This is a genomic window from Streptomyces sp. NPDC057428 (assembly GCF_042803195.1).
In the GTDB taxonomy this organism is placed as follows: domain Bacteria; phylum Actinomycetota; class Actinomycetes; order Streptomycetales; family Streptomycetaceae; genus Streptomyces.
This window is the reverse complement of record NZ_JBHVCT010000007.1, coordinates 44,626-65,108: the sequence shown is the minus strand read 5'-3', so window position 1 is coordinate 65,108 and position 20,483 is coordinate 44,626. Positions and strand designations below refer to the sequence as shown.

The following is a 20,483-nucleotide window of genomic DNA, read 5'->3' as shown; positions in this document are numbered from 1 at the left end:
CCCGCGCGAGAGCCAACGCCCTACCGAGGAGGAACGACAGCGTGACCTACGTCATCGCGCAGCCTTGTGTCGACGTGAAGGACAAGGCCTGCATCGAAGAGTGCCCCGTCGACTGCATCTACGAGGGCTCCAGGTCCTTGTACATCCATCCGGACGAGTGCGTCGACTGCGGAGCCTGTGAGCCGGTCTGCCCGGTCGAGGCCATCTTCTACGAGGACGACACCCCGGAGGAGTGGAAGGACTACTACAAGGCGAACGTCGAGTTCTTCGACGACCTCGGATCCCCGGGAGGCGCCTCCAAGCTGGGCCTCATCGAGCGCGACCACGCGTTCATCGCCGCGCTGCCGCCGCAGAACCAGTAGAGACGGCCGCACGAGCGCCGCCCGGCCCCGTACGGCTCGTCACCGTGCGGGGCCGAGGTGTTTTCCGGCAGCCATGCCACGTACGAGAAAGCAGAGTTCCGTGTCCGCAGCAGTGCCCGTCTCCTCCCGCCTCCCGGTGTTCCCCTGGGACAGGCTCGCGCCGTACAAGGCGACGGCAGCCGCCCACCCGGACGGCATCGTGGACCTGTCGGTCGGCACCCCGGTCGACCCGGTGCCCGAGCTGATCCAGGCGGCGCTGACGGCCGCATCGGACAGTCCCGGCTATCCGACGGTATGGGGCACCGAGGCGCTGCGGAACGCCCTCACCGGCTGGGTGGAGCGCAGGCTCGGCGCGGCCGGTGTGGCCCACGGACACGTCCTGCCGGTCGTCGGCTCCAAGGAACTGGTCGCCTGGCTGCCCACCCAACTGGGGCTCGGCGCGGGCGACAAGGTCGCCTACCCGCGGCTCGCCTACCCGACGTACGAGGTCGGGGCGCGGCTCTGCGGGGCCGAGGCCGTCGTCTACGACGACCCGACGGAGCTGGACCCTGCAGGGCTGAAGCTCCTCTGGCTCAACTCCCCCTCCAACCCCACCGGCCAGGTCCTGCCGAAGGACGAGCTGACCCGGATCGTGGCCTGGGCGCGGGAGCACGGGGTGCTGGTCTTCAGCGACGAGTGCTACCTGGAGCTCGGCTGGGAGGCCGAGCCCGTCTCCGTGCTGCACGCGGACGTCTGCGGTGGCACGTACGAGGGTGTCGTCGCCGTCCACTCGCTCTCCAAGCGCTCCAACCTCGCCGGGTACCGCGCGGCCTTCGTCGCGGGAGACGCGGCCGTCCTGCACGAGCTCCTCCAGGTCCGCAAGCACAGCGGGATGATGACCCCGGCGCCCGTCCAGGCGGCGACGGTCGCGGCGCTCGGCGACGACGAGCACGTGGCGGAGCAGCGCGCGCGGTACGCCCGGCGGCGCACGGTCCTGCGGGCGGCGCTGGAGGCCCACGGCTTCCGGATCGAGCACAGCGAGGCCAGCCTCTACCTGTGGGCCACGCGCGACGAGCCGTGCTGGGAGACCGTGGCGTACCTCGCCGGGCTCGGCATCCTGGTGGCGCCGGGCGACTTCTACGGTCCCGCCGGTGACCACTTCGTACGGGTGGCACTCACCGCCACCGACGAGCGTGTCGACGCGGTGGCCGAGCGGCTGGCCTGACAGCAGGGAGACGCCGAGGGACCTCGGGAGTCTGCACTCCCGAGGCCCCTTCGCGCGTCCGTGCGACGCGCGCACCGGTTCATCAGCCGATCGGCAGGCCCTTGGTCGGCAGGTTCTTGGTCGGGAGGGTGTCGCCCGACAGCTCGCCATCGGCCACGGAGCCGGCCTGCTGCAGGGACTTGCCCGCGGCGGGAAGGGTCGTGCCGACCACCTTGCCGCCGGTGTCGTTGGCGACCTCGGAACCCTGCTTCGAGGTGGAGTCCAGCGTGCTGCTCAGGCCCGCGCCGTCGAGCGAGGTCAGGCCGCCGAGTGCGGGGGTCTGCGGGAGCCCCGCGGCGCTCGCGGCGCCGGCCGCGCCGACCACGGGCGCCGCCGCGGCGATCAGCAGTGCGGCACGGGCGATCCGACGGGTCAGGGGGAGGGACATGTTGCTCCTTCGGCGGGACGTCAACGGTTCGTGGCGGATGCGGAATCCGCCTGTCCGGTGATCGGACGCACTGAACAACAGGTCCGGGGGCGGGGAAGGTTGCGGGGCACCGAGGTAAAGACTGCGCAATGCGTCAGATAATCCGCAACGGAGGAACCCGGGCGAACGGTGTATTCGGGGAACGCCTGACGAAGCGTCACTTCACTTGTGTCCCAAGGAAATCGCCCCTCTCCGAGAGCTCTCGGGGAGCCGTCGGGGAGCCGGGGCGGCCGGAGGCCCGACAGCCCGCACGGGGGATGGGGCGTACTAGTGAGCGAGCCTCATCCGGACACTTTCGGAGCCCGAATCCTCACGTTCCGTCCGCCAGTCCGTGTCGGCGGTCCAGATCCGGCCCGCGTACGAGACCTGGTCGATCCGCAGGGTGCCGGCGCGCGCGACCGCCCAGTGGGCGAGTTCCCAGCCGCGCCGGGAGGCCACGCCGTCCTCGGCCGGTAGTACGGGCACCGAGACCGTGCTCGCCGCGGCGGCGCCCGCGGAGGCGGCGGAGGGCAGGACGCCCTTCCCGAAGGCGCGCACCAGATCGGCGCGCACCTCGGTCGCGTCCCCGGGCCTCGGGGCGGTTGCCGTCGAGGCGGAGCAGGTCAGGGAGGCGGGCTCCCTGCCGGTGAGCGCGGCGGACAGCAGCGCGGCGTCCGGCTCGTGCTTCGCGTACGCCTGCGGGAACCCGCTCTTCTGGACCCGCTGTGCCGCCACCGTGAGGGGCAGCCGCGAGTATCCCGGGACGTCGACGAGGTGCTGGTAGAACTTCCCGGACGAGTAGACGGGGTCCATGATCTGGCCGGGCGTGCCCCAGCCCTGCGAAGGGCGCTGCTGGAAGAGCCCGAGGGAGTCCCGGTCACCGTGATCGATGTTGCGCAGAGCGGACTCCTGCAGTGCGGTCGCCAGCGCGATGGTCACGGCCCGCTCCGGCAGGCCGCGCGTGGTGCCCACGGCGGAGACCGTCGCGGCGTTGGCGGCCTGTTCCGGGCTCAGCTCGTAGGTGCGTCCCTCGCCGCCGTCCGCCGGACCGACGATGCAACGGGGCGAGCCCTTGCTGCCGGAGAGGTACTGCAGGGCCAGGTAGCAGGCCACGGCGACGAACACGACGAGAGCCGCCGAGACGCGGTAGAGGCGGCTACGGCGGCGGCGGGGTGAGGTGGCGGTCGTAGGCACGGGGCCACCGTACTGGAGAGTACGACCGGGGCCGAGACGCGATTCCCTTAGGCTCGTGACCATGGATGGACACACGCTCGATCTTTCACTCGACGCTTCCGCGCTCACGGCCCGGCTGGTCGACTTCCCGTCGGTCAGCGGGCACGAGAAGGACCTCGCGGACGCCGTCGAGGCGGCGCTGCGCACCCTTCCGCACCTGACCGTGGACCGCCACGGGAACAACGTCGTGGCGAGGACGCGGCTGGACCGGGCCGAGCGTGTCGTCCTGGCCGGGCACATCGACACCGTGCCGATCGCGGACAACGTGCCGTCCCGGCTCGATGCCGACGGTGTCCTGTGGGGATGCGGGACCTCCGACATGAAGTCGGGCGTCGCCGTCCAGCTGCGCATCGCGGCGACGGTGCCCGAACCCAACCGGGACCTGACCTTCGTCTTCTACGACAACGAGGAGGTGGCCGCCCACCTCAACGGCCTCGGACACGTGGCCGACGCGCACCCCGACTGGCTCGACGCGGACTTCGCCGTCCTCCTGGAACCCTCCGACGCACAGGTCGAGGGCGGCTGCCAGGGCACGGTCCGGGTGCACCTGCGCCTCGCGGGGGAGAGGGCCCACTCCGCACGCAGCTGGATGGGGTCCAACGCCATCCACGCCGCCGCGCCGGTGCTGGCCAGGCTCGCCGCGTACGAGCCGCGCCGCCCGGTCATCGACGGCCTGGAGTACCACGAGGGGCTCAACGCCGTGGGCATCGAGGGCGGCGTCGCCACCAACGTCATCCCGGACTCCTGCACCGTGGTCGTCAACTACCGGTACGCCCCCGACCTCACCCCGGAGGAGGCGGAGGCGCACGTGCGGGAGGTCTTCGAGGACTGCGGCGTCGTCGAGTTCACCGTCGACGACCACTCCGGCGCCGCGATGCCCGGCCTCTCGCACCCCGCGGCCAAGGCCTTCATGGAGGCGGTCGGCGGCACGGCCCAGCCCAAGTTCGGCTGGACGGACGTGTCCCGCTTCGGCGCCCTCGGTGTGCCCGCGGTGAACTACGGCCCCGGCGACGCGCTCTTCGCGCACAAGCGCGACGAGCACGTGTCGGTCGACCGGATCACCCACTGCGAGGAGCGCCTGCGCTCCTGGCTCACCAGCTGACCCACGGCATTCCCCTGCGTGTAACCTCCGCCGATCTACGCTGAAGCGACACACGCACATCGCAGGTCGGCGGAGGGAGCAGGTCATGGGCAACCCGGAGGACGCACGGATCCCCGAGGGCGCGCAGATTCCCGAGGGTGCGGTGAAGCCCGAGGAACAGCGGACGGGGCCTGTGCTGCGACGCAGGGAGCAGGTCCAGCCCGGCACGACCGACCAGCGGCTGCTGGACTCGGAGGGCGACTCCGAATGGGTGCACACCGACCCCTGGCGGGTGATGCGTATCCAGTCGGAGTTCGTGGAGGGCTTCGGTGCGCTGGCCGAACTCCCCAGCGCCATCAGTGTCTTCGGCTCCGCACGCACCCCGGCCGGCAGCCCGGACTACGAGGCGGGCGTGCAGATCGGCAAGGCGCTGGTCGAGGCCGGGTTCGCCGTCATCACCGGCGGAGGTCCGGGGGCGATGGAGGCGGCGAACAAGGGCGCGCGGGACGCGAAGGGCGTCTCCGTCGGCCTCGGTATCGAGCTGCCGTTCGAATCCGGGCTCAACCCGCACGTCGACATCGGCGTCAACTTCCGCTACTTCTTCGTCCGCAAGACGATGTTCGTGAAGTACGCCCAGGGCTTCGTCGTCCTCCCCGGCGGCCTCGGCACGCTGGACGAGCTCTTCGAGGCGCTGACCCTTGTCCAGACGGGCAAGGTCACGCGCTTCCCGATCGTCCTGTTCGGCTCGGCCTACTGGGGCGGTCTCGTCGACTGGCTGCGGGACACGGTCGTCGCCGGCGGCAAGGCGTCGGAGCAGGACCTGATGCTCTTCCACATCACGGACGACGTGGACGAGGCCGTCAGTCTGGTGACGAAGGAAGTGGGCCGCTAGGCCGCGGGCGTACGGGGGCCGGAGCCGCCCCCGTACGCCGGGTCCCGACGGGGCCGCGGGGTGGACAGCCGGGCGGGAGCCCCGCCCGCTACGCCAGCCCCCGCCGGGCGACCGCGGGTGGCCGGTGACCCGCGATGGACGCCACCATGTCGAGGACCTGCCGCGTCTCGGCGACCTCGTGCACCCGGTACACCTGGGCCCCCAGCCACGCCGACACGGCCGTCGTCGCGAGGGTGCCGATCACCCGCTCCTTCACCGGCCTGTCGAGCGTCTCGCCGACGAAGTCCTTGTTGGACAGCGAGACCAGCACCGGCCAGCCCGTGGCCGTCATCTCGTCCAGCCGACGCGTGGCCTCCAGGGAGTGCCGCGTGTTCTTGCCGAAGTCGTGGCCCGGGTCGATCATGATCGCGTCGGGCCTGACCCCGAGCTCCACGGCCCGCTCCGCCAGACCCACCGTCACCCGCAGGATGTCCGCCATCACGTCGTCGTACGCGACCCGGTGCGGCCGGGTGCGGGGCTCCGCGCCGCCGGCGTGGGTGCACACGAGCCCGGCCCCGTACCGCGCGGCGACCTCCGCCAGCCTGGGGTCCACGCCGCCCCACGCGTCGTTCAGCACGTCGGCGCCGGCCTCGCAGACCGCCTCGCCCACGTCGTGCCGCCAGGTGTCCACACTGATCACCACGTCGGGGTGGCGGCGGCGCACCTCGGCGACGAAGCCGACCGTGCGGCGCGCCTCCTCCTGCGCGGTCACCTCCTCGCCGGGGCCGGCCTTCACCCCGCCGACGTCGATGATCGCGGCGCCCTCCGCCACGGCCTGCTCGACCCGGGACAGCGCGGGTTCGTCACGGAACGTCGCGCCCTGGTCGTAGAAGGAGTCGGGAGTCCGGTTCACGATGGCCATGATCACCGGTTCGTGCGGTCCGAATTCCCGCCGCCCGAGCCTGAGCGCCCCGCTTCGCATTCCTGGTTCCTTCCTGTAGTCCGCCTGCGACCTTAGCCCTCCGCCGATCATGCGGGCCCCGGCGCCGGGGCGTCCGGGCCCGTACGGGAAACCCCGGCTGTCGGCGGCACGTGGCACGATCTGACCCGGACAGCTATTCCGCCCCCGGGGAGATGCACGTGTTCTGGTTCTTGCTCGTCACGATGGTCGTGGTCGTGGCCGCGGTCACCCTCGCGGTGGTCGGTGGAGGCGGAAGCGCCGTACTGCAGGACGTCGAGCCGGAACGGCTCACGGACCCGCTGCCGGCGAACCGTCCGGTCGGCCGCGCCGACGTCGAGGCCATGCGGCTGCCCATGGCGGTGCGGGGCTACCGCATGACGGACGTGGACGAGGCGCTCGGCCGGCTGGGGGCCGAGCTCGCGGAGCGCGACGCGCACATCGCGGAGCTGGAGTCGGCACTGGCCGGGGCGCAGGCCACGGCCGTCACGGGGCCCGACCTGTTCAAGCGCCCGGGCGAACCGCTCACCGGGGAGAAGGACGGCGCGCAGGACGGGGAGGACGGGCGTTGAGCGGGGCGGAGCCGGCGGCGGACGGCCGTCCGCGCTGCCCGTGGGGCCTGTCCACGGACGACTACCTCGCCTACCACGACACCGAGTGGGGCCGCCCCGTCCACGGCGACGACGCGCTGTTCGAGCGGCTCTGCCTGGAGGCCTTCCAGTCGGGGCTGTCGTGGCTGACGATCCTGCGCCGCCGCGAAGGGTTCCGCAGCGCGTTCGCGGGGTTCAGCATTCCCGCGGTCGCGAAGTTCACCGACGCCGACAGGGAACGTCTCCTCGCCGACGCCGGGATCATCCGCAACCGCGCGAAGATCGACGCCACGCTCGCCAACGCCGAGGTGCTGACGGGCTGGAGCCCGGGGGAGCTGGACGCCCTCATCTGGTCGTACGCCCCTGACCCGGCCACCCGGCCCGCCCCGCGCACCCTCGGCGACGTACCGGCGGTCACCCCCGAGTCCACCGCGCTGGCCAAGGAGCTGAAGAAGCGGTCCATCCGCTTCGTCGGTCCCACGACGGCGTACGCGCTGATGCAGGCCTGCGGTCTGGTCGACGACCACCTCGCCGACTGCGTGGCCCGGGGCGGCCGATAGGCCGATAGCCGTCCTACCTGCCCAGGTACTTCGGCGGCTGCTTGGCGAGGAAGGCCTCGACCGCGATCGTGTGGTCCTGCGACGCGCCCGCCCTCGTCTGGAGTTCGTCCTCCTTCTCCAGCGTCTCGGAGAGCGAGTGCGCCGCGCCGTACGCCATCGAGGTTTTCAGCGCCGCATAGGCCACCGTCGGGCCGTCCGCGAGGGCTCGGGCGACCGCCAGTGCCTCCTTCGCCAGGTCGGCCGCGCGCACCACCTTGTTGGCGATGCCCAGCTCGTAGGCGTCCTGCGCGGAGATCGAACGCGGGAAGAGGAGCAGGTCGGCTGCGCGGCTCGGACCGATCAGCCGGGGCAGCGTCCAGGAGACCCCCGAGTCGGCGGTCAGCGCCACGCCCGCGAAAGACGTGTTGAAGGAGGCGGTGTCGGCGACCACGCGGTAGTCGGCGGCGAGCGCGAAACCGAAGCCGGCCCCCGCGGCGACCCCGTTGACCCCCGCCACCACGGGCTTCTGCATCTCGGTCAGGGCGCGCACGATGGGGTTGTAGTGCTCCCGCACGGTGCTGAGCGCGTTGCCGCCGCCCGACGCGCGCGCCTCGGAGAGCTTGGCGACGTGCTCCCTGAGGTCCTGGCCGACGCAGAAGGCGCGCCCGGTGGCGGTGAGCAGAACCGCCCGTACGGCGGGGTCGTCCGCGACTGCCAGGAGTGCGTCGCGAAGTGCGACCTTCGCGGCGGTGTTCATGGCGTTCATCGCGTCGGGGCGGTTGATCGTGATCGTCGCGAGCCCGTCGCTCACGTCCGTGAGCACGGCGTCAGCCATGGTGTCGGCCATTCCTTGATCCCCTTACGGCTCCGGCGTCGTGCCTGTCCAGGCACTGTCGACGCAAGCATGGCGGACTTCGGGCGGGCCGGGCATGTGACCTGCGTCTAACGATTGGACCTCGACCGGGGGCCACAGGCGGCGCAGTATCGCAGCTGGATCGCCGAATTAGGTGGTTATGGGAATGCGCGTTGCGCAAGCGATGCCGACCGATGTTGGTCATCGGGGTCCCTGATGCGGGATAATGCGGAGGAAGCATTGTGTTCGACGCCGGTGAGGCAGCGCCTGTCATGGAGCCGCCGGCTGCGATGAGCTGGTTTCAGGAAGGGGAACGAGCATGGCGGCCATGAAGCCGCGGACGGGCGACGGCCCGCTCGAGGTGACAAAGGAGGGGCGGGGCATCGTCATGCGCGTTCCGCTCGAAGGCGGCGGTCGGCTTGTCGTCGAGCTGACTCCGGACGAGGCCGATGCACTCGGTGACGCCCTGAAGAAGGTCGTAGGCTGAGGCGGAGCGCCCACACTTCACCACTGCCCCGGCACGTACTGCGTGCCGGGGCAGTGGTGCGTCCGGGGCGGGGCTGAGGTGTGACGGTGCCGCGCCCGGAACGGGAACGGCCCCGGGGGCGGGGAGCTTTGTGCGCGGGCCCTGCGGCGTCGGGGGCTCGTACGCGAAAGCCCGGAAGCAGGCGGTCAGCCGCGCCGCACCGCGCACAGCAGGCCGTCGCCCACCGGCAGCAGCGTGGCCAGGAGCTCCTGGCTCTCGCGCACCGCCCGCAGCAGTTCCCGCAGGCGGAGTACCTCGGCCGGCTGCGCGGCGGAGTCGATGGTGCGGCCGTCCGCGAAGACGCCTTCGAAGCAGACAAGGCCGCCCGGCCGGAGCAAGCGCAACGATTCAGCGAGGCAGTCCAGGCTCTCGAGCCGGTCGCCGTCGCAGAAGACGAGGTCGTATCCGCCGTCGGCGAGCCGCGGCAGCACGTCGAGCGCACGGCCGGGGATGAAGCGGGCCCGGTTCGTGGCGAAGCCCGCCGCGCGGAAGGCCTGGCGGGCGAACTGCTGGCGCTCCGGTTCCGGGTCGACGGTGGTCAGTACGCCGTCCGGGCGCATGCCCTGCAGCAGATAGATGCCCGACACGCCGGTACCGGTGCCGATCTCGGCCACCGCTTTGGCGTCCGCGGTGGCAGCGAGCAGGCGCAACGCTGCGCCGGTACCTGACGACACCGGGCGGAGGCCCGTCTCGTGGGCTCGGTCCCGGGCCCAGAGCAGAGCTTCTTCCTCGGCGACAAAGGCGTCGGCGAATGCCCAGCTCGTCTGCCGGTTGGCGGTAATGACCCTCTCCTGTCCCCGTAGTTGGCGCAACGGTGACTGTATCCGCTGCACCCGGGAACCCGCAGATGGGACCGGGCGTTATGAGGGGGTGGAGGAGAACAGCTGGACCGGGCCGCGTGGCCTGGCCCGGAATGTGCCTCTTGCCCCCGGTGACACCGGGGCACGAGCAGGTAAAAAGGCTTATCCGGAGCTAACGGGCGAGGTGGCTATGGTAGGGGCTCCACTGGACACCACCAGAGCCGACAGGGGAGGTGCGGCTGCGCCTGTGGATCGGGGCGGAGCGCTGCGGCGCTTTCTCAGGTCGGCGGGTGAGCCGAAATCTGTGACCAACACCGCTGACCGTTCTTCCGACGATTCCGCACCGACCGCGACCTTCGCATCAGATGCGGATTCTCAGGCGTGGACCCCGCCCTCATGGGAAGAGATCGTCAGCACGCACAGCGGCCGCGTGTACCGACTCGCCTATCGGCTGACGGGTAACCAGCACGACGCCGAGGACCTCACCCAGGAAGTCTTCGTCCGCGTCTTCCGGTCGCTGTCGACCTATACGCCCGGCACCTTCGAGGGCTGGCTGCACAGGATCACGACGAATCTCTTCCTGGACATGGTCCGCCGAAAGCAGCGGATCCGTTTCGACTCGCTCGGCGACGACGCCGCGGAGCGGCTGCCCAGCCGTGAACCGTCTCCCCAGCAGGTCTTCAACGACACTCATTTCGACGCGGACGTCCAGCAGGCGCTGGACACCCTCGCGCCCGAGTTCCGTGCAGCGGTCGTGCTCTGTGACATCGAGGGCCTCTCCTACGAGGAGATCGCCGCGACGCTCGGCGTCAAGCTCGGCACCGTGCGCAGCCGCATCCATCGCGGCCGCTCGCACCTGCGCAAGGCACTTCGGCACCGGTCGCCCGAGGCGCGCGCCGAGCAGCGTTCCCTGGCGGACGCGGTGCTGGCGGGGGAGGGAGGATCGGCGTGAACGGCACAGGTGCGACCCCCGCGGAGCAGCATCTGGGGGACCGGCTCGCCGCGCTCGTCGACGGCGAGCTCAAACACGACGCCCGGGAGCGGGTCCTGGCCCATCTGGCGACCTGTGCCAGGTGCAAGGCCGAGGCCGATGCCCAGCGGCGGCTGAAGAGCGCCTTCGCGGCGTCTGCGGCGCCCTCGCCCTCCGAGGGATTCCTCGCCCGACTGCAAGGGCTCCCCGCGGGCCCCGGTGACGGCGAAGGTCCGGCCGGTGGCCGGAGCTTCGGTGAGGGAATCCTCCCCGTGATGCAACCGGGCGGTCCGGCGGATTCAGCGCGCACCCCCCTGGGCGGCCTCGGATATCTGCCCACGGTCCACGGCTCGACCGCGGTGCTGCCGGGCGGCCCGTCCGGCTCCGCCTTCCGTATCCACGCCGTGGGCCGGGAGGCCGACCGTTCCCCCTGGCGCGGCAGGCGCTTCGTCTTCGCGGCGGCCAGTGCCGTGTCGTTCGCGGCCATCGCGTTCGGTGGCGCGCTTCCCCTCGACTACGCGTCCGAGGCGCCGCTGAGCGCCGAGGAGGCAGGTACCCCCGCGACGCCGTTGACCGCCGCGGAGCGGACCGGCGGTCAACGTGCCGCCGCAAGTCGCGGCGGTGGCGGCGCGCTCGCCGTCACGGACGGCCGGGGCACCCTTCCGACAGCCGCACCCCCTTCGTCCGCCAGGCCCCTGCTCGTCTCCGCACCCGCGTTGCTGAGCTCGTCGGCGTTCGCCGGGGGCACCTCCGCCTTTCCGGTGCTGAACGTCGCGGTGCCGCCGCTGATACGTCCGACGGACGCCGGCCCGCTGTACTCGGCGGCGCTCGGCCCGAGCAGCGACTCGATGCGGCCCGCACCTTCCGCGACGGCCTCCGCTTCGCCGCCGGCCGACCGAGCGACCGCGCTTTCCCCGCTGCGCTGACCAGGAGCCTGCGCACGGATTCGCAAACCTGGTTGAATTCCGGGAGGGACGCCTCTGTGAGGCGTGCAAGGGCCAGTTGCGGGGAGAGCATGGACGACGGTAGGCCCAGCGGGCCGAAGACGAAGTGGTGGAGCCGTCCCTCGACAGGGCGGCCCCGCCAGGCCGGCCCGGAGGACGCGGCAGCCGTCGCCGACGGGCCCGAGGACTACACGCCCGCCCCACCGGCCGTTTCCGGGGACGGAGCGGGCCAGGTGTCCGCACCGTCCCTGGAGGTGTACGCGCCGGCGCCGCCGACTGTCGAGCCCGTCGTCTCCGGGGCGCCCGCCGCGGCGGCGCCCCGTGCGCAGCCGTTGCACGCGCCCGACGAGTACAGCACCCCGCCCTACGGTGGTCCCGGCCCGTGGGCTCCCGCGCCACCGGTGCAGCACCCGGTGCCGACCCCGGCCCACGGGACCCCCGTACCCCCGCCGTACGAGGGAACCGACGGCCACGGGACGGCCGTGACCGCGCCCGGAACCGCCGGGGCCTACGCGCACCAGCACCAGCGCCCTTCGGACGCCGTGCCGCAGCAGCACGGTGCCCCGGCGCAAGGGCCGGCCGCCCCGCCCCCGGCGCAGCCCCCACAGGGCACTCAGGCCACGCAGTGGACGCGCTACGACCCGTGGGGCGCGCCCCAGCTTCCGCTGAGCCACCCCGGCCCCATGGCGGACCCCCGGCGCCCGCGCGTCGGCCGTCGGGGGTCCCTGCTGGTCGGTGCCGCGCTGCTCGCCCTCGTCGCGGGAGGGATCGGCGGCGGGATCGGCGCCTACGTCGAGCGCAACGGCGGCCTGACCACCGTCGAACTCCCGCAGGCCGACCGGGACAACGGCGGCCGGGCGCCGGACAGTGTCGCGGGTATCGCCTCCAGCGCGCTGCCCAGCGTGGTGACCCTTCATGTCAACGGCTCTGCGGAGTCGGGCACCGGGACGGGCTTCGTCCTCGACGACGAGGGCCACATCCTCACCAACAACCACGTGGTCGCCCCGGCCGGCTCGACCGGCGACATCACCGTCACGTTCAGCGGGGGCGAGAGCGCGCCCGCCGAGATCGTCGGCAAGGACAGCGGATACGACCTGGCCGTCGTCAAGGTCTCCGGCGTCTCGGGACTCAAGCCCCTGCCGCTCGGGAACTCGGACAACGTGCGGGTGGGCGACCCGGTCGTGGCCATCGGCGCCCCCTTCGACCTCTCCAACACGGTGACGTCCGGGATCATCAGCGCCAAGCAGCGACCCATCACCGCGGGCGGTGAGAAGGGCGACGGCACGGACGTCAGCTACGTCGACGCTCTGCAGACCGACGCCCCGATCAACCCGGGCAACTCCGGTGGCCCGCTGGTCGACACGGAGGCCAGGGTGATCGGCATCAACAGCGCCATCCGGGCCGCCGACAGTGCCGCGGGCGCAGACGGCGGCCAGTCCGGCTCCATCGGCCTCGGCTTCGCGATACCGATCAACCAGGGCAAGCGGGTCGCGGAGGAACTGATCAACACCGGCAAGGCCACCCACCCGGTGATCGGCGTCACGCTGGACATGGAGTTCACCGGCGACGGGGCCAAGGTCGGTGGGAAGGCTGACAACGGCGGCCCCGCCGTGACCGAGGCCGGACCCGCCGACAAAGCGGGCGTCCGGGCGGGCGACGTCATCACCGAGGTCGAGGGCCAGCGCGTGCACAGCGGCGAGGAATTGATCGTCAAGATCCGTGCCCACAGGCCGGGCGACGAGCTCGGCCTCCGGCTGACCAGGGGCGGCAAAGACCTGTCCATGACTTTGACACTGGGTTCGGCAAGTGGCACCTGACGGCCACCCGCAGGTACCGCGTCGGCAGTTTCGCCGGGTACCGTGGAGCGGTCCGGGCCCCGGTGACCTGGCGGGGGAGAACTCGCAGAGAACACGAGGAGCATCAAGGTGTTCAATGACATAGGCGCACTCGAGCTGCTGACGCTCGTGGTTCTCGCCGTGCTCGTATTCGGCCCGGAGAAGCTGCCGAAGGTCATCCAGGACGTCACACGCACCATCCGCAAGATCCGGGAGTTCTCGGACAGCGCGAAGGAAGACATCCGCTCGGAGCTCGGCCCGCAGTTCAAGGACTTCGAGTTCGAGGACCTCAACCCCAAGACGTTCGTCCGCAAGCAGCTCATGGACGGCAACGACGACCTGGGGCTCAAGGAGATCCGGGAGAGCTTCGACCTCCGCAAGGAGATGGCGGAGGTCACCGACGCGGTGAACGGCCGCGAGACCGCGTCGGCCGGCGGCGCCGGAACCGCCGCTGCCGCCGCCGCTGCCGCCGCCGCTGCGGGCGCAGCGAGCACGCCCGATCTGCTCAAGAAGCCCGCGCACCCCGCGAAGGACGACCGCCCGCCCTTCGACGCAGACGCCACCTGAGACCCGTCAATCCCGACTCGTCCGGACGGTATGGCTATTCTCCATCTGTCCGGTTGCGAGGTTGCCCACGCCCACGGGGGGAGGGCCGCTCCGGATCAGTGAAAGATCGAGGAGGCGGCCGGACAGATGGAGACGACGAGTCGGGCAGGGGCGGACGATGCGCCCAGCGCAGTCACCGCAGAGGGGGTGCCGGCGACCCGGCGTACTGTCGACGGCTATCTCAAGGCGCCGTTCCCCTGGTACGGGCTGGACGGTGCCTTCACCGGGCCGCGATGGCTGATGCACGTCACCGCCGCTGCGGACGACACGGTGCAGCACGGTTCCACCGGGCACGGTGAGGAGCCCGTCGTACGGGCGGATGCCGGGGCGGAGAAGGCGCGCTTCGCGGTGGTCGTGACCGTGGGCAACAACCCCGTGAGGGACAGCGACGACGGTACGGGAGTGCTGGACGCGACCACGGTCTCGTCGGCCGCGTGGCTGGCGGGCTCGGGCCTGCTGGACTGCACGTGGCCGCCGCAGATGGACCACACCCTGCGTGGCGAATGGCTGAATCAGCAGACGGAGACGGCGTTCGAGCTCGCCGACGACCTGGACCGGGAGCCGTGGTCGCGGCTGTCGCTCCCGGTGGACGGGGTTCCGGTGGAGTTCCACTACCGGGAGTCCGAGTTCGGCTGGGTGCTCGCGGGATCGGCGCCGGACGGGGTCCACATCGGCGCCTACGGCCGTGGCATGAGTGCCTATGGCCTGGGATTCGCGGTGATCGGCGACATCGCCTCGTACGAGGCCTGAGCGCCGCGTGGCCAACGGTGGGGGCCGCCTCTTCGAAGAAAGAGGCGGCCCCCACCCGTTCGTCCGCTCAGAACTTGTTGCGTGGTGTGAGGCCCAAAGACATTCCCGAGAGGCCGCGCTGACGGCCGCTCAGCTTGTCCGCGATGGAGCGCAGTGCGGACCCCGCGGGAGAGTCCGGGTCGGACAGGACGACAGGCTTGCCCTCGTCGCCGCCCTCCCGCAGCCGTACGTCGATCGGGATGGACCCGAGGACCGGCACCTCCGCGCCGACCGTCCTGGTCAGTCCGTCCGCGACCCGCTGCCCCCCGCCCGAACCGAAGACGTCGACGATCTCGTCGCAGTGCGGGCACGGCATGCCCGACATGTTCTCGACGACACCGACGATCTTCTGGTGGGTCTGGACGGCGATGGAGCCGGCCCGCTCGGCGACCTCCGCCGCGGCCTGCTGAGGCGTCGTGACGACCAGGATCTCGGCGTTGGGCACCAGCTGGGCCACGGAGATCGCGATGTCACCGGTGCCCGGCGGCAGGTCGAGCAGCAGGACGTCCAGGTCGCCCCAGTACACGTCCGCGAGGAACTGCTGCAGCGCGCGGTGCAGCATCGGCCCGCGCCACACGACGGGAGCGTTGCCCGGGGTGAACATCCCGATCGAGATCACCTTCACGCCGTGCGCGGACGGCGGCATGATCATGTTCTCGACCTGGGTGGGCTTGCCGTCCGCACCGAGCATCCGCGGCACGCTGTGCCCGTAGATGTCCGCGTCCACGACGCCGACCTTGAGGCCGTCGGCGGCCATCGCCGCGGCGAGGTTCACCGTCACCGAGGACTTGCCGACGCCGCCCTTGCCGGAGGCGACCGCGTAGACCCGGGTCAGTGAGCCGGGCTTGGCGAACGGCACCTCGCGCTCCGCCGTGCCGCCGCGCAGCGCCGAGGCGAGCTCCTTGCGCTGTTCGTCGCTCATCACGTCGAGCGTGACCTCGACCCGCGACACGCCCTCGACACGGGCGACCGCGTCGGTGACGTTCTCGGTGATCGTGTCGCGCATCGGGCAGCCGGAGACCGTGAGGTACACGGTGACAGCGACCACACCGTCAGGATCGATCGAAACCGATTTCACCATGCCGAGTTCGGTGATCGGTCGGTGGATCTCCGGGTCGTTCACTGTCGCCAGTGCTTCGCGCACCGCGTCTTCCGTAGCCATACGGACGATGGTACGGCGCCGGGGGCTACGCGCGGGTAGTCCCTCAGCGGTCGCCTTCGTCACTCTCGCCCTGCGGGAGCAGGGAGCGCTCCTCCATGTCCTTCACCATGGCCTCCAGTTCCGAGCGGATCCAGTCGCGTGTGGCGACCTCGCCGAGGCCCATGCGGAGCGCGGCCATCTCCCGGCTGAGGAATTCGGTGTCCGCGATCGAGCGCTCGTTCTGCTTGCGGTCCTGTTCGTGGGTCACCCGGTCGCGGTCGTCCTGGCGGTTCTGGGCGAGCAGGATCAGCGGCGCCGCGTAGGAGGCCTGGAGGGACAGCATCAGGGTGAGGAAGATGAACGGGTACTCGTCGAAGCGCACTGCCTCGGGCGCGAAGATGTTCCACACCACCCACAGGATGATGATCAGCGTCATCCAGACGATGAACCGTCCGGTGCCCAGGAAGCGGGCGATGCGCTCCGAGAACCGGCCGAACGCCTCGGGGTCGTACTCGGGCAGCAGCCGGCGCCGCGGGTCCTTCGGCTGGTCGAGCCGGGGCCGCGGGGGACGCACGATGCCCGAGGCGCCCCCGGGCGCCGTCCGCGCACGGTCCTCAGCGGCCACCGGCGACCCCCTCCTCGTCCTGGAAGTCGGTCTCGCGCCAGTCCTCCGGGAGCAGGTGGTCCAGGACGTCGTCGACGGTCACCGCGCCCAGCAGCGATCCGCTCTCGTCGACCACGGGCACCGAGACGAGGTTGTACGCGGCCAGGTAGCTGGTCACCGCGGGCAGCGGGGTGTCCGGCGTCAGCGGGACGAGGTCGCTGTCCACGATGGAGCTGACCAGGCTGTACGGGGGATCCCGCAGCAGCCGCTGGAAGTGCACGGTGCCCAGGTACTTGCCGGTGGGGGTCTCGTCCGGGGACCGGCAGACGTACACCTGCGCGGCCAGCGCGGGGGACAGGTCCTGCTGGCGCACCCTGGCCAGGGCGTCGGCGACCGTGGCGTCCGGCCGCAGGATGATCGGCTCGGTCGTCATCAGACCGCCCGCCGTCCGCTCCTCGTACGACAGCAGCCGACGCACGTCCGCCGCGTCGTCCGGCCGCATGAGCGCCAGAAGGCGTTCCTTGTCGGCCTCGGGCAGCTCCGAGAGCAGGTCGGCCGCGTCGTCGGGGTCCATCGCCTCCAGGACGTCCGCCGCGCGGTCCTCCTCGAGCTTGCCGATGATCTCCACCTGGTCGTCCTCGGGGAGCTCCTCAAGGATGTCGGCGAGCCGGTCGTCGTCCAGGGCGGCGGCGACCTCGGCCCGGCGCTTCGGCGTCAAGTGGTGCATGGCGTTGGCGACATCGGTGGGGCGCAGGCGTTCGAAGGTCGCCACCAGGGTCTCCGCGCCCTGCCCGTGCTCGTCCAGTGAGAAGCCGTCGACGGCCGACCACTCCACGGTCAGGGTCTCGCCCTTGCGCCGCAGCGCTCCGCCACGTCCTTTGCGCACGAAGAACTTGTCGATCTCCCAGTCACGGCGAGCCGGGAGCTGCTGGATGGAGACGTCGAGGACGGTCACTTCCTCGTCCGTCTCCACGAGGCGGACCCGGCGGTCGAGGAACTCGCCCAGGACCAGTCGCTCGGTCGGGCGCTGTTCGAAGCGCCTCATGTTGACGACACCCGTGGTGATGACCTGGCCGGACTCGACGCCCGTCACCCGGGTCATGGGCAGGAAGATCCGCCGGCGGCTCACGACCTCGACGACCATTCCCAGCAGGCGCGGCGGTTTGCCGCCGACCCGGAGCATCGCCACCAGATCGCGGACGCGGCCCACCTGATCACCGTTCGGGTCGAACACCGGTACGCCGGACAGGTGTGAGACGAAAACCCTGGGGGCGCCTGCCGCCATACCGTGCGCCTCCCTCTGTCCCCGCGTCCTCCTGGCCGTGATTCAGGCTAGCCCGTCCCGGTCCGGGGTGCCCTGGCGGACCGTCCGTACGGAGCTCTGCCGAATGGCGTACGCAGCACGGGTACGCTGCCGTCTGCCACCCCCGACACACAGATGAGAGGCAGTGCGCCCGTGACCTCTTCCGCCCCAGCCGTCCGGGCCCGCCGCCGGACCGTTCCCGCCGTGGTGCTCTGCGCGGCGCTGGCCGCCGCGCTGACGGCATGTGCCGGTGAGGATCCGGACAAGGGGACCAACGGCGTTGGCAGACTGACGGCCGCGCAGATCGACAAGAAGACGCGCGCCGCGGCGGACGCCGCCGACGCGGTGCGCCTGACCGGCAAACTCGTCAGCAAGGGCGGCACGTACAGCCTGAACATGCAGCTCAGCGGTGAGGGCGGCATGGGATCGGTGACCTCGAAGCACAGCACCTTCGCCCTGCTGCGGATCGGTGACGCGCTCTTCCTCAAGGCCGACGCGGGCTTCTGGAAGGACGAGAAGGGCGACGACGGGAGCGACCAGGCCGCCGACAAGCTCGACGGCAAGTACGTGAAGGTGCCCGAGAACGATCCCGCCTACCAGCAACTGCGCGGCTTCACGGAGAAGAAGACGCTGCTCGGCGGGATGCTGGCGCTGCACGGAAAGGTCAACAAGGGCGACCGGGGCACCGTCGGAGGGGTGCGGACCGTACAGATCCTGGGCGGAAAGGGTGAGGGTGGGGCCTTGGACGTCTCGCTCCGGGGCACCCCGTATCCCCTGCGTGTGGCCCGTGGCGGTGGCGGCGGCACGGTCACCCTCGCCGACTGGGGCACGGCCTTCGAGCTGGAGCCCCCGTCCGAGGACGACACCGTCGACTACGGCGGCGAGCTGCCCAGGTCCTCCGGCTGAGACGGGGCCGTCAGCGCCTCCCGCGGCGCTTCAGCAGCAGCCGGGGGAGCGCGGCGGGCGCCTCCCGCCGGGTGGTCGCTCCGGAGGGCAGCGGCGGCGCGGCCAGCGAGGTGCCCGGCAGGTCGGTGCTCCAGGTGGCCGGCGTCAGCCGGACGATCCGGGACTCGCGTGCCCAGCGTTCGGTCAGCCGCTCTGCGTCCGGCGCGTTCAGCCGCTTGCCCTTGAGCTCGCCGACGGCCGCCTCCCACTGCTCGGAGTACGGCTCCAGGACGGTCACGGCGGCCGTCCAGGCGACCAGCCTGCCGCCCTTGTCCTTGCTTCGCACGGTCACCTCGGCGGTGGCGCCCGCTTCCAGCCCGGCGGGCAGCGGCTGCTCCCCCGGGCCGTCGCCGACGAGCACCGCCGTGCCTTCGTGCCAGACGTGCCACAGCGCCTGGGCGGTACCGGTGCCCCGCACCCAGATCAGGCCGGACTTCTTGGTGGCCTCCTCGACGAGAGCCCGGGCCGGCAACGCCTCAGCAGCAGTCATGCCCGCACTCTATTAGAGCCAGCCGTTGCGCTTGAGCGTGCGGTGGATGGAGAAACAGACGACGCCGATCAGCGCGAGGACGATCGGATAGCCGTACGTCCACTGCAGTTCGGGCATGTGCTTGAAGTTCATCCCGTACACGCCGCAGATCATCGTCGGTACGGCGATGATGGCCGCCCAGGACGTGATCTTGCGCATGTCCTCGTTCTGCGTGACGGTCGCCTGGGCCAGGTTGGCCTGGAGGATGGAGTTGAGCAGCTCGTCGAAGCCGATGACCTCCTCGTGCACCCGGGCCAGGTGGTCCGCCACGTCCCGGAAGTACTTCTGGATGTCCGGGTCGATCAGCCGCATCGGCCGCTCGCTCAGCAGCTGCATCGGCCGCAGCAACGGCGACACGGCTCGCTTGAACTCCAGCACCTCGCGCTTCAGCTGGTAGATCCGGCCGGCGTCCGATCCGCGCGCGGTCCCCTTCGCAGGGGTGGAGAACACGTCGATCTCCACCTCGTCGATGTCGTCCTGCACGGAGGCGGCCACGGCGATGTAGCCGTCCACGACATGGTCGGCGATGGAGTGCAGCACGGACGAGGGGCCCTTGGAGAGCAGCTCCGGATCTTCCTGGAGGCGGTGGCGCAGGGCGCGCAGCGAGCCCTGACCGCCGTGCCGGACGGTGATCACGAAGTCCCGCCCGGTGAAGCACATCACCTCACCGGTCTCCACGACCTCGCTGGTCGCGGTCAGTTCGGCGTGCTCGACGTAGTGGATGGTCTTGAAGACGGTGAACAGCGTGTCGTCGTAGCGCTCCAGCTTGGGCCGCTGGTGGGCGTGGACGGCGTCCTCCACGGCGAGCGGGTGGAGCCCGAACTCCCTCGCGATTCCGGAGAACTCCTCGCCGGTCGGTTCGTGCAGCCCGATCCAGGCGAAGCCGCCGTCCTCCCTGACCCGCAGCATGGCCTCACGCGGCGTCAGGCCGGAGGCCTCGGTGACCCGGCGTCCGTCGCGGTAGACAGCGCAGTCGACGACCGCGCTGGAGGCGGACGGGTCACGGGTGGCGTCGTAGCTGTTGTACGGGGTGTTGCTCTTGCGCAGGGACGGGCGCACGGCGGCGCGCAGGTCACGGATCATCGACATGGCTGGCTCCTCTTCACGGAGGGCCGTCGGCGAGGGCGTGGAACAGCCCGGAATGGGGACGTGCGCTCACGTCCGCAAAGCGGGCGGCACCGCGCGTGCGCGATGACGGCGTTCGCTACAGACAGGCAAAAAACGAACGGCTCTTCCGTCGCGCGAACTGCCGTGATGACGTCCGGGAAGGGAGTCAGATCACAGAAGGAAGGCGTCGTGGGGAAGAGCTGTCGGTACTGAGAGGTCGACTTGGATCCACCGCAGCCCCACCTCCT

At 71.2% G+C, this 20,483-nt stretch carries 23 protein-coding genes; 13 read left to right on the top strand and 10 right to left on the bottom strand.

Annotated features, from left to right (window positions below):
* Positions 1-41 precede the first annotated feature (41 nt).
* Positions 42-362 (top strand): ferredoxin, encoded by a 321-nt coding sequence (gene fdxA / locus ACFU5K_RS04810; RefSeq protein ID WP_014154250.1) that lies wholly within the window; start codon positions 42-44, stop codon positions 360-362.
* A 100-nt stretch (positions 363-462) separates the two neighbouring features.
* Positions 463-1,566, top strand: coding sequence for a succinyldiaminopimelate transaminase (dapC, locus tag ACFU5K_RS04805; RefSeq protein WP_384056815.1), 1,104 nt, complete (start codon positions 463-465; stop codon positions 1,564-1,566).
* 82 nt (positions 1,567-1,648) lie between these two features.
* Here dapC and ACFU5K_RS04800 read toward each other — a convergent pair whose 3' ends face one another.
* Positions 1,649-1,993 (bottom strand): ATP-binding protein, encoded by a 345-nt coding sequence (locus ACFU5K_RS04800; RefSeq protein ID WP_384056813.1) that lies wholly within the window; start codon positions 1,991-1,993, stop codon positions 1,649-1,651.
* A gap of 306 nt (positions 1,994-2,299) precedes the next feature.
* A complete protein-coding gene (locus ACFU5K_RS04795; RefSeq protein ID WP_384056810.1) occupies positions 2,300-3,205 on the bottom strand; it encodes a hypothetical protein in 906 nt (301 codons plus the stop codon).
* Between the two features lie 61 nt (positions 3,206-3,266).
* Here ACFU5K_RS04795 and dapE point away from each other — a divergent pair, with 61 nt between their 5' ends.
* Positions 3,267-4,346: a succinyl-diaminopimelate desuccinylase gene (gene dapE / locus ACFU5K_RS04790; RefSeq protein ID WP_384056807.1), complete on the top strand. Its 1,080-nt coding sequence runs from the start codon at positions 3,267-3,269 to the stop codon at positions 4,344-4,346.
* Between the two features lie 85 nt (positions 4,347-4,431).
* A complete protein-coding gene (locus ACFU5K_RS04785; RefSeq protein ID WP_384056805.1) occupies positions 4,432-5,217 on the top strand; it encodes a TIGR00730 family Rossman fold protein in 786 nt (261 codons plus the stop codon).
* Between the two features lie 88 nt (positions 5,218-5,305).
* Here ACFU5K_RS04785 and folP read toward each other — a convergent pair whose 3' ends face one another.
* Positions 5,306-6,178: a dihydropteroate synthase gene (folP, locus tag ACFU5K_RS04780; protein WP_384056802.1), complete on the bottom strand. Its 873-nt coding sequence runs from the start codon at positions 6,176-6,178 to the stop codon at positions 5,306-5,308.
* Positions 6,179-6,330: 152 nt separating this feature from the next.
* Here folP and ACFU5K_RS04775 point away from each other — a divergent pair, with 152 nt between their 5' ends.
* Positions 6,331-6,726, top strand: coding sequence for a DivIVA domain-containing protein (locus ACFU5K_RS04775; protein ID WP_384056978.1), 396 nt, complete (start codon positions 6,331-6,333; stop codon positions 6,724-6,726).
* The gene (locus ACFU5K_RS04770; RefSeq protein WP_384056799.1) at positions 6,723-7,304 is read left to right on the top strand and encodes a DNA-3-methyladenine glycosylase I; all 582 of its coding nucleotides are present in this window, start codon (positions 6,723-6,725) and stop codon (positions 7,302-7,304) included. The genes ACFU5K_RS04775 and ACFU5K_RS04770 overlap by 4 nt, the downstream gene beginning before the upstream one ends.
* 13 nt (positions 7,305-7,317) lie before the next feature.
* Here ACFU5K_RS04770 and ACFU5K_RS04765 read toward each other — a convergent pair whose 3' ends face one another.
* Positions 7,318-8,130, bottom strand: coding sequence for an enoyl-CoA hydratase/isomerase family protein (locus ACFU5K_RS04765; protein WP_384056796.1), 813 nt, complete (start codon positions 8,128-8,130; stop codon positions 7,318-7,320).
* Between the two features lie 325 nt (positions 8,131-8,455).
* On the opposite strand from ACFU5K_RS04765, the gene ACFU5K_RS04760 reads away from it, so the two are divergent.
* Positions 8,456-8,623 (top strand): DUF3117 domain-containing protein, encoded by a 168-nt coding sequence (locus ACFU5K_RS04760; protein WP_003966491.1) that lies wholly within the window; start codon positions 8,456-8,458, stop codon positions 8,621-8,623.
* Between the two features lie 185 nt (positions 8,624-8,808).
* Here ACFU5K_RS04760 and ACFU5K_RS04755 read toward each other — a convergent pair whose 3' ends face one another.
* The gene (locus ACFU5K_RS04755) at positions 8,809-9,474 is read right to left on the bottom strand and encodes an O-methyltransferase (RefSeq protein ID WP_384056975.1); all 666 of its coding nucleotides are present in this window, start codon (positions 9,472-9,474) and stop codon (positions 8,809-8,811) included.
* Between the two features lie 178 nt (positions 9,475-9,652).
* Between ACFU5K_RS04755 and sigE the strand changes: the two genes are divergently transcribed.
* The 5 genes from sigE to ACFU5K_RS04730 all read left to right on the top strand — a co-directional run bounded on the left by sigE (position 9,653) and on the right by ACFU5K_RS04730 (position 14,567).
* Entirely contained in the window at positions 9,653-10,414 is a 762-nt protein-coding gene (sigE, locus tag ACFU5K_RS04750) for an RNA polymerase sigma factor SigE (protein WP_384056973.1), read from the top strand.
* Complete coding sequence (locus tag ACFU5K_RS04745) at positions 10,411-11,358, top strand: zf-HC2 domain-containing protein (RefSeq protein WP_384056793.1); 948 nt, start codon at positions 10,411-10,413, stop codon at positions 11,356-11,358. Before sigE ends, ACFU5K_RS04745 begins: the two co-directional genes overlap by 4 nt.
* Before the next feature lie 89 nt (positions 11,359-11,447).
* Positions 11,448-13,193 carry a trypsin-like peptidase domain-containing protein gene (locus ACFU5K_RS04740; protein ID WP_384056791.1) on the top strand — a complete coding sequence of 582 codons (1,746 nt, stop codon included), beginning with the start codon at positions 11,448-11,450 and terminating at the stop codon, positions 13,191-13,193.
* Positions 13,194-13,301: 108 nt separating this feature from the next.
* Positions 13,302-13,778: a sec-independent translocase gene (locus ACFU5K_RS04735; protein WP_384056789.1), complete on the top strand. Its 477-nt coding sequence runs from the start codon at positions 13,302-13,304 to the stop codon at positions 13,776-13,778.
* Positions 13,779-13,904: 126 nt separating this feature from the next.
* Positions 13,905-14,567, top strand: a complete 663-nt coding sequence (locus ACFU5K_RS04730) for a hypothetical protein (protein ID WP_384056786.1) — start codon at positions 13,905-13,907, stop codon at positions 14,565-14,567.
* A gap of 67 nt (positions 14,568-14,634) precedes the next feature.
* On the opposite strand, the gene ACFU5K_RS04725 is transcribed toward ACFU5K_RS04730, so the two are convergent.
* Genes ACFU5K_RS04725 through ACFU5K_RS04715 form a run of 3 tightly spaced genes read right to left on the bottom strand, consistent with a single transcriptional unit; the run spans position 14,635 to position 17,636 of the window.
* Positions 14,635-15,768: an Mrp/NBP35 family ATP-binding protein gene (locus ACFU5K_RS04725; RefSeq protein WP_384056783.1), complete on the bottom strand. Its 1,134-nt coding sequence runs from the start codon at positions 15,766-15,768 to the stop codon at positions 14,635-14,637.
* A 43-nt stretch (positions 15,769-15,811) separates the two neighbouring features.
* Positions 15,812-16,372, bottom strand: coding sequence for a DUF1003 domain-containing protein (locus ACFU5K_RS04720; RefSeq protein ID WP_384056780.1), 561 nt, complete (start codon positions 16,370-16,372; stop codon positions 15,812-15,814).
* Positions 16,362-17,636 (bottom strand): magnesium transporter MgtE N-terminal domain-containing protein, encoded by a 1,275-nt coding sequence (locus ACFU5K_RS04715; RefSeq protein WP_384056777.1) that lies wholly within the window; start codon positions 17,634-17,636, stop codon positions 16,362-16,364. The genes ACFU5K_RS04720 and ACFU5K_RS04715 overlap by 11 nt, the downstream gene beginning before the upstream one ends.
* A gap of 171 nt (positions 17,637-17,807) precedes the next feature.
* Here ACFU5K_RS04715 and ACFU5K_RS04710 point away from each other — a divergent pair, with 171 nt between their 5' ends.
* The gene (locus ACFU5K_RS04710; RefSeq protein WP_384056774.1) at positions 17,808-18,560 is read left to right on the top strand and encodes a hypothetical protein; all 753 of its coding nucleotides are present in this window, start codon (positions 17,808-17,810) and stop codon (positions 18,558-18,560) included.
* A gap of 10 nt (positions 18,561-18,570) precedes the next feature.
* Here ACFU5K_RS04710 and ACFU5K_RS04705 read toward each other — a convergent pair whose 3' ends face one another.
* Together ACFU5K_RS04705 and ACFU5K_RS04700 are read right to left on the bottom strand one after the other, a co-directional pair.
* The gene (locus ACFU5K_RS04705; RefSeq protein WP_384056771.1) at positions 18,571-19,089 is read right to left on the bottom strand and encodes a hypothetical protein; all 519 of its coding nucleotides are present in this window, start codon (positions 19,087-19,089) and stop codon (positions 18,571-18,573) included.
* Between the two features lie 12 nt (positions 19,090-19,101).
* Positions 19,102-20,217 carry a magnesium and cobalt transport protein CorA gene (locus ACFU5K_RS04700; RefSeq protein WP_384056768.1) on the bottom strand — a complete coding sequence of 372 codons (1,116 nt, stop codon included), beginning with the start codon at positions 20,215-20,217 and terminating at the stop codon, positions 19,102-19,104.
* Positions 20,218-20,483: the final 266 nt, after the last annotated feature.

Excerpts from the sequence above, each read along its gene's own strand:
- ACFU5K_RS04800 (WP_384056813.1), bottom strand. The coding sequence starts at position 1,993 with ATGTCCCTCCCCCTGACCCGTCGGATCGCCCGTGCCGCACTGCTGATC.
- dapE (WP_384056807.1), top strand. The coding sequence starts at position 3,267 with ATGGATGGACACACGCTCGATCTTTCACTCGACGCTTCCGCGCTCACG.
- ACFU5K_RS04785 (WP_384056805.1), top strand. The coding sequence starts at position 4,432 with ATGGGCAACCCGGAGGACGCACGGATCCCCGAGGGCGCGCAGATTCCC.
- folP (WP_384056802.1), bottom strand. The coding sequence starts at position 6,178 with ATGCGAAGCGGGGCGCTCAGGCTCGGGCGGCGGGAATTCGGACCGCAC.
- ACFU5K_RS04775 (WP_384056978.1), top strand. The coding sequence starts at position 6,331 with ATGCACGTGTTCTGGTTCTTGCTCGTCACGATGGTCGTGGTCGTGGCC.
- ACFU5K_RS04765 (WP_384056796.1), bottom strand. The coding sequence starts at position 8,130 with ATGGCCGACACCATGGCTGACGCCGTGCTCACGGACGTGAGCGACGGG.
- ACFU5K_RS04760 (WP_003966491.1), top strand. The coding sequence starts at position 8,456 with ATGGCGGCCATGAAGCCGCGGACGGGCGACGGCCCGCTCGAGGTGACA.
- sigE (WP_384056973.1), top strand. The coding sequence starts at position 9,653 with ATGGTAGGGGCTCCACTGGACACCACCAGAGCCGACAGGGGAGGTGCG.
- ACFU5K_RS04740 (WP_384056791.1), top strand. The coding sequence starts at position 11,448 with ATGGACGACGGTAGGCCCAGCGGGCCGAAGACGAAGTGGTGGAGCCGT.
- ACFU5K_RS04730 (WP_384056786.1), top strand. The coding sequence starts at position 13,905 with ATGGAGACGACGAGTCGGGCAGGGGCGGACGATGCGCCCAGCGCAGTC.
- ACFU5K_RS04725 (WP_384056783.1), bottom strand. The coding sequence starts at position 15,768 with ATGGCTACGGAAGACGCGGTGCGCGAAGCACTGGCGACAGTGAACGAC.
- ACFU5K_RS04715 (WP_384056777.1), bottom strand. The coding sequence starts at position 17,636 with ATGGCGGCAGGCGCCCCCAGGGTTTTCGTCTCACACCTGTCCGGCGTA.
- ACFU5K_RS04705 (WP_384056771.1), bottom strand. The coding sequence starts at position 19,089 with ATGACTGCTGCTGAGGCGTTGCCGGCCCGGGCTCTCGTCGAGGAGGCC.
- ACFU5K_RS04700 (WP_384056768.1), bottom strand. The coding sequence starts at position 20,217 with ATGTCGATGATCCGTGACCTGCGCGCCGCCGTGCGCCCGTCCCTGCGC.